The sequence below is a fragment of the Nostoc sp. genome, from assembly GCF_036917395.1.
In the GTDB taxonomy this organism is placed as follows: domain Bacteria; phylum Cyanobacteriota; class Cyanobacteriia; order Cyanobacteriales; family Nostocaceae; genus Nostoc.
Genome location: NZ_JBALDI010000005.1, coordinates 213,318 through 225,085 on the forward strand (window position 1 = coordinate 213,318; position 11,768 = coordinate 225,085).

General features: G+C 43.1%; 12 protein-coding genes and 1 pseudogene. 6 read left to right on the forward strand and 7 right to left on the reverse strand.

Going from position 1 to position 11,768, the window contains the following annotated elements:
- Positions 1–590 precede the first annotated feature (590 nt).
- Entirely contained in the window at positions 591–3,284 is a 2,694-nt protein-coding gene (locus V7K46_RS05115) for a TIGR03960 family B12-binding radical SAM protein (RefSeq protein WP_335111532.1), read from the reverse strand.
- A gap of 148 nt (positions 3,285–3,432) precedes the next feature.
- Positions 3,433–3,762 carry an STAS domain-containing protein gene (locus V7K46_RS05120; RefSeq protein WP_298911697.1) on the reverse strand — a complete coding sequence of 110 codons (330 nt, stop codon included), beginning with the start codon at positions 3,760–3,762 and terminating at the stop codon, positions 3,433–3,435.
- A gap of 709 nt (positions 3,763–4,471) precedes the next feature.
- Between V7K46_RS05120 and V7K46_RS05125 the strand changes: the two genes are divergently transcribed.
- Both V7K46_RS05125 and V7K46_RS31940 read left to right on the forward strand, forming a co-directional pair.
- Complete coding sequence (locus tag V7K46_RS05125; RefSeq protein ID WP_335111533.1) at positions 4,472–4,675, forward strand: hypothetical protein; 204 nt, start codon at positions 4,472–4,474, stop codon at positions 4,673–4,675.
- A gap of 87 nt (positions 4,676–4,762) precedes the next feature.
- Positions 4,763–5,199, forward strand: a pseudogene (locus V7K46_RS31940) (aminotransferase class I/II-fold pyridoxal phosphate-dependent enzyme); the annotation flags it as partial.
- Positions 5,200–5,257: 58 nt separating this feature from the next.
- Here V7K46_RS31940 and V7K46_RS05140 read toward each other — a convergent pair.
- Positions 5,258–5,602 (reverse strand): hypothetical protein, encoded by a 345-nt coding sequence (locus V7K46_RS05140; protein ID WP_273769628.1) that lies wholly within the window; start codon positions 5,600–5,602, stop codon positions 5,258–5,260.
- 299 nt (positions 5,603–5,901) lie between these two features.
- Here V7K46_RS05140 and clpS point away from each other — a divergent pair, with 299 nt between their 5' ends.
- The 4 genes from clpS (at position 5,902) to V7K46_RS05160 (ending at position 7,543) form a co-directional block, all read left to right on the forward strand.
- The gene (clpS, locus tag V7K46_RS05145) at positions 5,902–6,183 is read left to right on the forward strand and encodes an ATP-dependent Clp protease adapter ClpS (RefSeq protein WP_335111536.1); all 282 of its coding nucleotides are present in this window, start codon (positions 5,902–5,904) and stop codon (positions 6,181–6,183) included.
- Positions 6,184–6,247: 64 nt separating this feature from the next.
- Positions 6,248–7,078, forward strand: coding sequence for a CPBP family intramembrane glutamic endopeptidase (locus tag V7K46_RS05150; protein ID WP_335111537.1), 831 nt, complete (start codon positions 6,248–6,250; stop codon positions 7,076–7,078).
- Positions 7,079–7,115: 37 nt separating this feature from the next.
- Positions 7,116–7,292, forward strand: coding sequence for a hypothetical protein (locus tag V7K46_RS05155; protein WP_335028006.1), 177 nt, complete (start codon positions 7,116–7,118; stop codon positions 7,290–7,292).
- 5 nt (positions 7,293–7,297) lie between these two features.
- On the forward strand, positions 7,298–7,543 hold the full coding sequence (locus V7K46_RS05160) for a hypothetical protein (RefSeq protein WP_335111538.1): 246 nt from the start codon (positions 7,298–7,300) through the stop codon (positions 7,541–7,543).
- 5 nt (positions 7,544–7,548) lie between these two features.
- On the opposite strand, the gene V7K46_RS05165 is transcribed toward V7K46_RS05160, so the two are convergent.
- The 4 genes from V7K46_RS05165 to V7K46_RS05180 form a co-directional block, all read right to left on the reverse strand.
- Positions 7,549–8,187: a pentapeptide repeat-containing protein gene (locus tag V7K46_RS05165; RefSeq protein WP_335111539.1), complete on the reverse strand. Its 639-nt coding sequence runs from the start codon at positions 8,185–8,187 to the stop codon at positions 7,549–7,551.
- Positions 8,184–9,581 (reverse strand): DICT sensory domain-containing protein, encoded by a 1,398-nt coding sequence (locus V7K46_RS05170; RefSeq protein WP_335111564.1) that lies wholly within the window; start codon positions 9,579–9,581, stop codon positions 8,184–8,186. Before V7K46_RS05170 ends, V7K46_RS05165 begins: the two co-directional genes overlap by 4 nt.
- A gap of 122 nt (positions 9,582–9,703) precedes the next feature.
- Positions 9,704–11,296, reverse strand: a complete 1,593-nt coding sequence (locus V7K46_RS05175) for a photosystem II high light acclimation radical SAM protein (protein WP_335111540.1) — start codon at positions 11,294–11,296, stop codon at positions 9,704–9,706.
- Positions 11,238–11,534, reverse strand: a complete 297-nt coding sequence (locus V7K46_RS05180) for a hypothetical protein (RefSeq protein ID WP_335111567.1) — start codon at positions 11,532–11,534, stop codon at positions 11,238–11,240. Before V7K46_RS05180 ends, V7K46_RS05175 begins: the two co-directional genes overlap by 59 nt.
- Between the last annotated feature and the right edge of the window lie 234 nt (positions 11,535–11,768).

Consider the following 11,768-nt stretch of genomic DNA (forward strand, 5'->3'; position numbering starts at 1 on the left):
GAATCCTGAGTGAGTTTTTAACTCAGGAAGCTTCATTTGAGAGTAACCTACTGAAGTCGTTAAGAAAAAGAAACTATTTCTATTTTCCATTCCCCGGATTTATCCTTAGGGTTATACTTAGCAACGCCAGCTGCTACCCTACCTTAAGCCGTGCTTTGCGCGTCTCGTGAACGTCTGCAAATCCGCATAACTGACGGCAGTTGCTTACCCTACGGGAACGGCCAAGGGCGAACAACTCTAGAAGAGTAACCACTGGCTCTTGGGCACTACTGTGGATTAGACATTCAGTAGTTGTTTAAAAAGCATGGATTTAGAGAAGCTAACCGAGCCTGCTGTTAGTTACTGATTCACAAGGTAGCTGTAGAAAGAGTGTGTATTCTTTAATCTGCCTCAGTTTGTCTGGGATAAAATCCTAGAAGTTGCACTCTAATATCTTTGCTTTCGCCCCCTGAACACCAGGGTAGTGAACCAGCTAATTCAATGCAGCGCCAGAAAATTTCTCTTCACCCCATTCTAACGCAACCTTACTAAAAATCAATTCCGACGATCTGCCATGTGAGGACAACTACTAGCAAGCTGCCCTACAGGGATTATACCCTTAAAATTAGCCGATTGCGGTGGATGTGCAGGAGTTGAAATTCTCCACTAGCCACTATGCCTAGCATAAACAGGATTTGTTCAGGACGCAATAGAAAACCATCTTGGCGATAGCTACCTAGATAACGGATAACAGATATAGATTCTGCAATGCAATTGTAGTTTTCTACTAATTCCAGTTCAAATAAGCGATCGCGCAGATTTATTAACTGGCTCTTGCCTGACTTAGTTGTATGCTCGTACCAGAGCGCGTCTTTTGCTTTGATGGTATCAATCCATTCTTGCCATTGTATAGGTGTTGTTTCTTCAAGTGCTGCTACGGTAATTAAATATTCTGCGGTCTCTAGCAGTTGGGTAGCTGCCGGAGTTTTTAAATCTATCTGCGCCACATTATATATAGGTATGTCTGTGGGCATTTCCCGAACTAACTTTTCTCGAAAACTATCAACTGCCACTGGCACAGTTAACTCAAAATCCGCAATTTCACCACTACTAGTAGCCCCTAGAGCCAAAGCAGTTGCTAGAGAAATTCGCGGCATTGGATGAAACCCACCAGTGAAAGCAATTGGTAAGCCTGCTCGCCGCACAACTCGGTCAAACAAACGGATTAAATCCAGGTGGCTTACCAAAGCCATATTACCCTGTTTCCCAAACCAAACTCGCAGTCGTTGTGACTTAATTGTGTTGGGGACAAACTCGCCAGTGAATTTCGGGATAGCAGGTGGTTTAATCACGACGTTATGCCCAAAGTCGGTGCCACAGACGCCACAATGAGAACAACCTTCAAAAGAGCAGTCGGGTACAATTGCAGCTTCTAAGGCGCGTTGCAAGTCTTCTTTGAGCCACTTTTTGTCAATCCCGGTATCAATATGATCCCAAGGCAGGGGAGTATCGAGGGAGTTAGGAGAGACGCGATTAATCGCGTCTGTACAAGAGTTAGGAGTTAGGAATTGGGTATTTTCCGCATCTTTTGATCTCTTCTGCTCTTGTATATGAAACAAATTCCATTCGCCATTTTCTACTTGGCGGTATTTCCAATCTAGACCGGCTTGGGCGATCGCATCTCCCCAAGCACTAAAAGCCTGATCTAAATTTTCATACCAGGAATCCATCCCTGCACCCAATTCCCAGGCACGGCGCACTACTTTGCCCAAACTGCGATCGCCTCGTCCCACAAAATCTTCCATTGCGGAAATGCGGACATCGGTAAAATTTACCTTCACTCCTTTTATCCGCCGGAATTCTTGCCGCAGCAGGTTTTGTTTACGCTTAAATTCAGTGGTAGAAACTGAGTGCCATTGGAATGGTGTATGGGGCTTGGGCGTAAAGTTAGAAATCGTCAGGTTAAAGTTTAGAGGTTTTCTGCCCTTGCCCCGACATTCTCGCTGTAGCCAGCTTACTGTTTCCGCAATGCCCAAAACGTCAGCATCCGTCTCACCCGGTAAGCCAATCATAAAATACAACTTGATTTTATCCCAGCCTTGCTCCCAAGCCGTTTTCACCCCCCGCAATAGTTCTTCATTTGTCAAACCCTTATTCACAATGTCTCGCATCCGCTGAGTTCCAGCTTCTGGAGCAAAAGTCAGTCCACCTTGCCGCGTACCTCCAAGGATGTTGGCGATATTCTCATCAAATCTGTCTACCCGTTGGCTTGGTAGAGTCAGAGAAATGTTTTCATTTTTTAAGCGATTTTTGATTTCCATCCCCACTGCTGGTAGGGACAAATAATCAGAACAACTTAGAGATAATAGGGAAAACTCATTGTAACCAGTTGCCCGCATCCCTTGTTCAATCGCTTCTACCACCTTATCGGGTTCTACATCCCGTGCTGGTCGAGTCAGCATTCCTGGTTGACAGAAGCGACAGCCACGAGTGCAACCACGCCGAATCTCAATGGTCAATCGGTCATGCACCGTTTCTACGTAGGGAACTAACCCAATGGAATATGCTGGTATGGGAGTTGCAACCCGTCGCAAAATTCGTTTTGGCACGTCCGGGCGACGAGGATGAACCGAGCCATCCTCTGCCATGTCATAAAACTGAGGGACATATACGCCTGGTATCTGTGCCAAACCCAGTAACAGATGTTCCCGACTCAATCCTGCTTGTTTGCCTTCTTCTAACACCAAACCAATTTCTGGCAGCAGTTCTTCTCCATCTCCAAGGGCGAAAAAGTCGAAGAAGTCAGCGTAAGGCTCAGGATTTGATGTCGCTGTTTGCCCACCAGCAAAAATCAACGGAAATGGAGACTGGAGATTAGTAAATTCTCCCTTGCCCCCCTGCCTCTCTCGCCACGTCAAGGGAATTCCAGCCAAATCCAACATTTCTAAGATATTAGTTGCACCCAGTTCGTAACTGAGGCTAAAGCCTAAAATGTCGAATTCTGTGAGCGATCGCTTTGACTCTACCGCAAACAATGGCGTATTAGTTTCGCGTAGTTTGGCTGCCAGGTCTTGTCCTGGGAGGTAAGCGCGATCGCACAATTGACGCGGTTGGGCATTCAAGATGTTATATAGGATAATGTGCCCTAAATTGGATGCACCGACTTCATAGACTTCTGGGTAGGTTAAAACCCAGCGTATTGCTGTCGTATCCCAAGCTTTGTGTACCGCTAAACGCTCATTACCCAGGTACCGCCCAGGTTTTAAAATATCCGATGTTATTAATTTTTCAACTGCAACAGCCACTGTGCTATCTTCTAGCTACCTTAATTACAGCTACTCAACCCCAACCTTAGCATTTAATTAGCTCTTATGACATAGTTTATCGTTGCAACTTATAACTCCTTTACATAAAGTCCAGACCTTACGCAAACTTTTCTGCTTTTAGATAAAGTTATCTTGCAGCCAACTCGGCTTCACCGTCCAATATTTCAAACACCCTATCGAGTTGCGTTAGTTCAAAAATAATTTTAATTGACGGAGCAACAGTACAAAGTCGGAAACTCCGTCCTAAACTAAGAGCCAGCTTGTGTGTAGATAACAATGCCATCAACCCCGCACTGTCTAACGATTCTACTGCTGCTAGGTCTACCACCAAGATGGAAATACCATTTTGTGCCAACGCTGTGGTCATATCTCGTTCAAATTCCAAGGCGTTTGCAGCATTCAAACAGCCTTGGGGACTAATAACTGCGACCTTGGGATAGTGAAGCACTGCCTGCATAGTTACATCCTATTGAGAGTTATCAAAGCGTCAAGCTGAGAATTATTTGAACATAAACTTTTTTTTATTGCATCGACCATACGTCTTAGGTCTCTTTGCTGAATCTTTATTGCTTTAGTATCTCTGTTTAAAGATTGTCATAATTCCAGTTTGAAATGTGTTTATATATACTTTTTTTTTATCCCAGTTCAAAAACAATCAACATAGACAGCCTTAGAACAGAGAAATACATCCGTAACTATGCTGAGAAAACTTACTTAGTCTATAGGACTCATATTTGATTTTGAAATTTACGTAGGGGAGCCAGCGCTCAGAGGGGTTTCCCCAAGTGAAGCAACTGGCGTTATGTTAGCAAAGCGTAAGGCACTTCTTGAAGGTTTTAGTGCCGTACTCAAGGGCGATAATACAACGCCAGTCCGCTCAAGTCGGGAAACCCACCCAGACGGCTGGCTTCTTTACATCTACTTAAATTTTTTCAAAAATCAAATTGTATTGATATATAACTCAAGCTAATTTAGCCAAGTTTTAACGGTAAGTTAAATCTTCCGCTTTAGCGTTGCTGATGGTATACGCCATAGTCATAGCGAATTATCATCTATCTAACTAATTAAATTGTCATCTAAATTACTAATAAAGTAGTATTTGGATTACTCTTTATACTGAGATGTCTTTGAAATAATTAGTATCATATACAGTTGGATTATTACTTATGAGAACTAAGTACGCTATTCGTAAATTGGTAGAAAAAGCTCTTGACATTAAAAAACTAACTCCTGAGATAGAAAATGAAATCAACTCAGAACTGACGGAACTGGGTTACGTTTCTGATGTTGATTACGAAGCTCTAGAATTATTAATGGCAGAGATGGATGCTGGGAGAATTCAGTTGGTTCCTAGCTTCGGATATTCCTAATTGCTTAGGCATAGAGGTTTCTTGCCTTTATCAAGTGAATTTGATTGAGACTGAAGCAATAAAACTTTAAAATAGATGAAACAAGTTTTGGCAGGCTGGCGAGTTAGTTGTGTTGTTGGTATTAAAGGCTTGGCACAGGTAAAAACTAACGTTGATTCTGGGGTATTTAAGGTAATTCAAGCATGTGCGATCGCAGCTTATTCTCCTACCACTGAAGTAGAATTCTAAGCCATAATGTTGGTTTCCCAAAATCGCCGTGATATGATTGTTAATGGACTGCAATCTCTAGGTTGGCCGATTCAGCCTCTGAAAACTACCCTTTACGTCTGACACCTGTTCCCCCAGGATATTCCTTAGCAGAATTTGTAACCTTGCTACTTGACAAATGTGGTATTATTGTGTGTTCAGGTAGTGGTTACGGTGCATCTGGAGAGGGCTTTTTCCGAATTGCTTTAACTATTAGTGATGAGCGGTTGCAAGAAGGAATTCAACGGATGAAATATGCTGGCATCCGTTACGCCTGATGGAGACAAGGGGGACAAGAAAGGATAACTAATACCTAATGCCCTGTTTGACCAATACCTATTGATATGCTTGCCAAAGTTGGTGAATAAATTGATTGAGTTGTTGCTTGGCACCTAAATCAGGTTCAGTTTTTGGTTCTTTTGCTAAAACTTGGCTCAAGAAGGTAATTACTTCTGTGTCTAGTGCTGGGCGAAATAAATTGGCAGGCCAAAGTAGGTCAGACGCATCTCGCAAATCGGTAATTAGCGGCGATTCTTGAATCAAAGTAACCATTAATAAAGGACGCACCCAGCACAACTGGCGGGAAACTATAAATTGGATGACTTCTGCATACAGATTCCTGTCGCCATGCTCTAAAGACACAATTTGTCCTGGTTGAAGAAAATCTAGGCTAATGTCCATCATTACGCAGTTTGGGCAGGGGCAAGGATTATTTTGCAACTTCCTTAATTTTAAAAGTGAAAATGCGCTACGTTTAAGGAAGCTTATGTAACATTAGGTTAGCACTGTCACGGCAACGATGTCTAAGACATCTGCTTCACAAGTGGCTACGCAAAGCTAATACGACCAATCCTTGGCAGTAAAGGGTTTTCCTAGCATAGTATCTGAACAGAAATACTATAGAATAGGTAAATAAGTGTTAAGCGATCGCTACACAGACACTTCGTAGTGGTGAATCAACAAGAAAAGAGCAAAGAGCCGTGTCAGTTGAAACTATTGAAAAACCTTCCACAATCCGTAAGCTAGCGCCTCGGTATCGCGTTTTGCTCCATAACGACGACTACAATTCTATGGAGCATGTTGTGCAGTCACTAATAGCCACTGTGCCAAGCCTTACCCAACCCCAGGCTGTTAGCATCATGATGGAAGCCCATACTAACGGGCTAGCTTTAGTTATTACTTGCGCTCTGGAACACGCTGAGTTCTATAGCGAAACATTGAAAAGTCACGGTTTAAGTAGCACGATTGAACCTGACGAATAGTCATTGGTCAATAATCAAGAGTCATAATCTGGAGTATTTACTGCTGATTATTGACCTATTTAGTATGAAAAAAAACCTTGTCCGTCTAGCTGAACGCCCTGCCCCCATTAGGCTGGGTTCTTTTATTGTGACTTTATTGCTGCTATGGTTACCCTTAGCTGCACCAATATACTTACTAGTGCATGATTCAAACTTAGAAAGTATATTGACATTGATATTGTTATATGCGGTATTTATTTTTCTCCTGAAACTATGGGGTAAGTATGTCTACCAGCAGCCCCAAATTCTACGGCATTATGGCTTAGAATTCACGCGACAAAACGGTGTGGATTTACTGCGGGGCTTGGCTATGGGCATAATTAATATTCTGATACTTTTTGGGGTAGAAGGTTTGTTGGGTTGGTTGGTGTGGCAACAACCGAAAGTTTTTTTACTGAAAGTAATTTTAGAAGGTTTACTTGTTGGCTTAGGTGTTGGATTTGCTGAGGAATTGTTATTCCGAGGTTGGTTGCTAGATGAATTACAACGAGATTACAGTCCACGTGTGGCACTGTGGACAGATGCAACTGCATTTGCTACATTGCATTTTATTAAACCCTTGGAGGCAATTATTCATACACTGCCGCAATTTCCAGCTTTAGTACTGCTGGGGTTAACGCAAGTATGGGGAAAGCGTTGGCGGAGGGGACGCTTGGGTTTTCCAATTGGTTTGCATGGTGGTTTAGTTTGGGGTTACTACATTATTAATGTGGGTAAATTAGTAAAATATTCTGCTCAAGTTCCTGATTGGGTAACTGGTGTGAATAATAATCCCCTGCAAGGAGTGATGGGGGTGTTGTTAATGAGTGTACTAGCTTTGTGGATACGAGGGCGAACTGAGCGATCGCCCCTCTGATAAGATGAGCGTTGGCTTATATACACACTCATTACTTATGGAACCCACAGAAGAGCAATACTTGGTAATAAATGCCTTAGAAACTCTAAATTTACTTGTTTGGAGATTATATGATGAAGACACAGGGTATTGGCACATTCAAACTCCTAGCACTGTTTTACCCTTGGCAACGATACTACAAAACGGCGAAGTAGTGACCTTTGGATGGGAATAAAAACGATGATCCAATCTGACACCATTAAACAGCAGCAAGCACAAAGAATATTAGAACTATTTGCGATCGCACGTCAGCGATATTTAGATGCAGGAGGAAATCCTCGACGCACCCCTAGAGGACTCAAGAAAGATGATTATATGACAGATGAAGAAAGGCAAGAAGCGTTGCTATTAGGAAGACAAATTTTTTCACAAGAATATATTGATAATACAGCACGTAGCATCAAATATCCTCCCGTGGAAAGCTAGCCTATTCAAAACGCAGCCTCCACAACTGTACCCACCAAACACGCTTTATCCAAATTAACGCCGCTCAAATTTGCACCTTCTAACTCTGCACAGAGTAAATTCGCCCCCGTTAAATTCGCCCCTGCCAAATTCGCCCCCCGCAAGTCAGCTTCTTCTAGGTTTGCTTCACTCAACAACGTCCCTTGCAAATCGGCGCGACTCAAATCTGCACCCTTGAGATTTGCTCCAGTTAGGTTTGCACCCCGCAAGTCAGCACCCCGCAAGTCAACGCCTTGTAAGTTCACATTCATCAAATTGGCACCACTCAAGAAAGCACCCGCCAATGATACATCACTGAGTCTTGCTCCCATCAAGTTAGCGCCGCGCAAGTTACTACCCCGCAAGTCAGCACCTGTTAAATCTGCTTGCATCAGATTTGCTCCCATCAAACTCGCTCGCAAGTCAGTTTCTTGGAGGTTTGCTCCCATCAAATTTGCCCCCTCCAAATGCCCACCTTCGAGTTTGGAAGCCGCGAAATTAGTGCCGACAAGGGTAGCACCAGCAAGATTAATCCGGCTTAAATCCAGTCGAGAGAGTTCCTCGTCTTCTAAATTTGCCCCTGGAAGTTGTTTGAGTTTTCCTAATCTAATGGCTTCAATATTCATGTAAAGTAACTACCAATCTCCTCACTTATCTTGCTGTGGCTATCCCATTGGGAATCAAGTATCCAGATGCCGGCGCTAACTTTGGGTGTGATTACAGGTAAGTCTAGTCCCTGTTGTAAACCCATAACTAACAAAGCTAGGGTATCTACAAGTTTAGGGTCAAAGCGGGTAGATTGTTGCTGTCTGCACTCATCTAAAGCTTGAGAAAATATCTGTTCCTGGCTTTGATTTGACAATTTTCGCTGATTGACTCGCCACTGAAAGTCTGCCAATAATGCCAAAATTCTCGACTCTAGGGGTATTTCGTCTCCAGCTAAACCTGCTGGTTCCCCTGTGCCATTCCACCACTCGGTTTGGTGAGTGATAATTTGGGCAACTGCTCGTAGTCGTGGCATGGTTCGCAATACTTGCGCCCCCGGTACTAAGGGACAAGTTAAGGGAGAACTGGGGGCATCTTCTTGGTAACGTGTGGATATACCGCCAGTGAGAACGCTTTCTGCTTTCTGTAATGGATCTATGCGATGCAACAAACTTGCCAGGCGCAACCGTTTAATTTGCCATGCAGGAAGATCCAAAAGCTGGGCGATCGCTTCAGCAAGAACTACTACTTCCGCAGCTGCCATTGGATTGTTGACATCTGCCATATCCATCAGTTGCGCCATTCGCAAAAAGGCTTGGATTTCGTTAGAAATCAAGTTGCGATCTAGCGTTTGTTGGCGAAGTGCTATTGGTATGGATAAATTATCTTGCTCAGTCTGGAGGTAATCTACTACACGGGAGACAACTGCACCTAAATTTTGGGATCTGGCAATTGACGGTACAATTTGTTGTTTATCAACTGTGAGTTTATCCGCCAGTTCTGGGTTGTATTTTCTGATGTGAGCGATCGCTATTTCTGCTGTCTCTTGCACTAACTCTGGCTCAAATGTCCACAAGCCATAGAATTTACGCTCTAAGTCTGATGTCGGGACTCCAGCGCTGCCATAATCAGCCTCTGATAATTCTTGACAAATCACCATCGCTGTGTATTTAGGCGATAAAATAATTAAGTGCCACTCCTGCGCTACTGGATCAATTGGATCTAATGCTACTAAGTCTACATTGGCTAGCTGGCTGGTAGGATGTTCAGCAAAGCCGGATTCAGCAGCAGCCATGATGGCAATTTGGCGGCTGCGCTGTGCGATGTCTGCATATCGCCCAGCTTCTTGTAGATACCATTTACCCTGTTGGAAGGCTGTGATAACTAGGGGTGTACCGTCGTCGGTTAAGATATGGTCTTCTAGAGCGTGGCACAGGGCAACAAGGGTATTTTTGTAGTAAACACCGAATCGAATTGGCCTGGTGGTATGGCGATGGGATGTTTCTAACTGTTGTAAAATTGAACCTTCTAACATGGGATTTGGTAAAAATAACCGCAGAGGCACAGATAAGCCAGTGCGTTGGGCGGGTTTCCCGACTTAAAGCAACTGGCGCGACGCAGAGGAAGAGAGGGGGAGAAATTCAGAATTCGTATTTTCTAGGATACACCCGCTAACTGTTTTTCTTTCGTTTCTAATGGTGCAGAAAGTGCTGCTTCTAAGTCGGCACAACCCAGCTTTTCTTCTAAGATTTTCATGACTTCACGTCCGAAATCGTTGGGGTTTTGTTGCCAAGCTTGCAAGCAGACTTCTCCGAAGAATGAACCAAGGGGTTCGGGATTCCAGAGGAGTTTTTTGGCTGTCCACGGCATCAAACTCATTGGATCATACCCTGGTTTGAGGATGCCCTCTTTGAAAGCATATTCTTCTAAATGGGTATGGGGTTGCAGTCCAATAAAGAAGATGGCTGGTTCGACTTTATCAGCACCAAAAATCCGTTCTAGTTCGCGGTGGTAAGCGATGGTTTGGCGAATGGTTTCGGGACGTTCATCAATGACGTTAAAGGAGTAGTTGACGGAAACTAAGTCGTTGAAACCAGCTGCTTTTAAATCACGGCAGTTTTGCAAGACGTTTCGCAGGTTATACCCCATCCGCATTTTCCGCACGAGTTCTTGAGAACCACTGGTAATCCCAATTTCAAAGTAGTTCATCCCGGTTTTCGCCATCAAGTCGCACAACTGGGGTGTCAAATTGTCAGCTCTAATATATGCTGCCCAGTGGATGTCTGTCATACCAGAATCGACGATTTTTTGCAAGAGTTCTATGGCATCGTCGATAAATTTTTTCGCTGGGATGAATTGGGCATCGGTAAACCAGAAGTTGCGAATGCCGCGATCATATAATTGGCGCATCTCCGCAACTACTTCATCTGCTGGGTTGATGCGTACTTGTTTGCCTTCGACAACAGTGTAAACGCAATAACAACAGTTGTGAGGACAACCACGCTTAGTTTGTACACCTATATAAAAATCTTGCTCTTGCAGATAATAGTTAAATTCCGGCCAAATACTTTCGATATAGTCGTAGTTACAGGCTGTTTTTTCTAGTGGGGTGGGTTGTTCATGAATTAGTCGTTTGCGTGGTTGAGTTTCTCCTGCAATGTAACAGCGTTCATCTCGAAAATCTCTGCCACTTAAAAGTTTTTCCAGCAGGGTTTCCCCTTCACCCACAGAAATAATTGTCCCTTGGGGTAAGCTTTTACCCAACTGTTGATAAAATACACTGACTGCACCACCACCTACAACTACACGAGCATTAGAATTATATTTTTGGGCACGCTTTAAACCGCGTTTGATTAAACCCTGATTACGCCATAACTCAACATAATAAGCGATGAAGATTCGTAAACCGCCCAATCCGCCGCGTAGTTTCAAAAGAGGATTTTTAGCATAGTAAAATTCAAAAGCGTTTTGCAGTGGGTTGCCACCACGTCCACCAACCGGAGCATAAATTTGAATATCCCGCCAAGAAAATACTAGCAGTGTCGGTTTAAATTCATCGATACAGCGATCCAAGGCAAAAGTGTAATCTAAAGGTGGCACTGTTCCCAAATCAAAAATGCGCTGTTCGATATTAGGAAACTGTTTGTGGACGTGATCGCTCAGGTAGACAACCCCAATGGGAAAGATAGGGTTACAAGGAAGGCGAACGTAAAGAATTCGATTTTCCATCATGGGTGTTTTGACTTCCATCTTGCCAATCTTTGGGGAAAGCGAAATAAATTCCAGTTTTAAGGCGTGTTTTTGTTTTGGCTACTCTTAATATCTTAAATTTTGCTTGACATTTAAGCCAATTATTGATATACAAAAAACTTTGGTTCACAGATGCAGGAATCAATAAAATTGCTTTGTATACCAAATGCAGGGGATCAAGAGAGGCTTTATGAAGACATTTTTCATATAGCTTTACGATAACATTGAGTTCATTCATTAAGCGATGATCCCAGGCTTTTGATCCTGGGATATATGAAACACAAAAATACACTCCTGAACTAGGCTCAAGTTAAGGGAATCTTCACCATACCTACCCTGTAATTATCTGCCCTAAAGAAGTTAAAACTTTTTTGCCAGAGATTAAAAACTCAAAGATGTTCACATAGTGTAAAATTGCAAATGAAGCATAAATACTTACAAGATTTTTAGAACCTACGATATATCTTTAGGT

What these genes read in the sequence shown, in the direction of transcription:
- V7K46_RS05155 (WP_335028006.1), top strand. Translation starts at nt 7,116, where the DNA reads ATGGAACCCACAGAAGAGCAATACTTGGTAATAAATGCCTTAGAAACT.
- V7K46_RS05140 (WP_273769628.1), bottom strand. Translation starts at nt 5,602, where the DNA reads ATGGACATTAGCCTAGATTTTCTTCAACCAGGACAAATTGTGTCTTTA.
- V7K46_RS05170 (WP_335111564.1), bottom strand. Translation starts at nt 9,581, where the DNA reads ATGTTAGAAGGTTCAATTTTACAACAGTTAGAAACATCCCATCGCCAT.
- V7K46_RS05175 (WP_335111540.1), bottom strand. Translation starts at nt 11,296, where the DNA reads ATGGAAGTCAAAACACCCATGATGGAAAATCGAATTCTTTACGTTCGC.
- V7K46_RS05165 (WP_335111539.1), bottom strand. Translation starts at nt 8,187, where the DNA reads ATGAATATTGAAGCCATTAGATTAGGAAAACTCAAACAACTTCCAGGG.
- V7K46_RS05125 (WP_335111533.1), top strand. Translation starts at nt 4,472, where the DNA reads ATGAGAACTAAGTACGCTATTCGTAAATTGGTAGAAAAAGCTCTTGAC.
- V7K46_RS05120 (WP_298911697.1), bottom strand. Translation starts at nt 3,762, where the DNA reads ATGCAGGCAGTGCTTCACTATCCCAAGGTCGCAGTTATTAGTCCCCAA.
- V7K46_RS05180 (WP_335111567.1), bottom strand. Translation starts at nt 11,534, where the DNA reads ATGAATGAACTCAATGTTATCGTAAAGCTATATGAAAAATGTCTTCAT.
- V7K46_RS05150 (WP_335111537.1), top strand. Translation starts at nt 6,248, where the DNA reads ATGAAAAAAAACCTTGTCCGTCTAGCTGAACGCCCTGCCCCCATTAGG.
- V7K46_RS05160 (WP_335111538.1), top strand. Translation starts at nt 7,298, where the DNA reads ATGATCCAATCTGACACCATTAAACAGCAGCAAGCACAAAGAATATTA.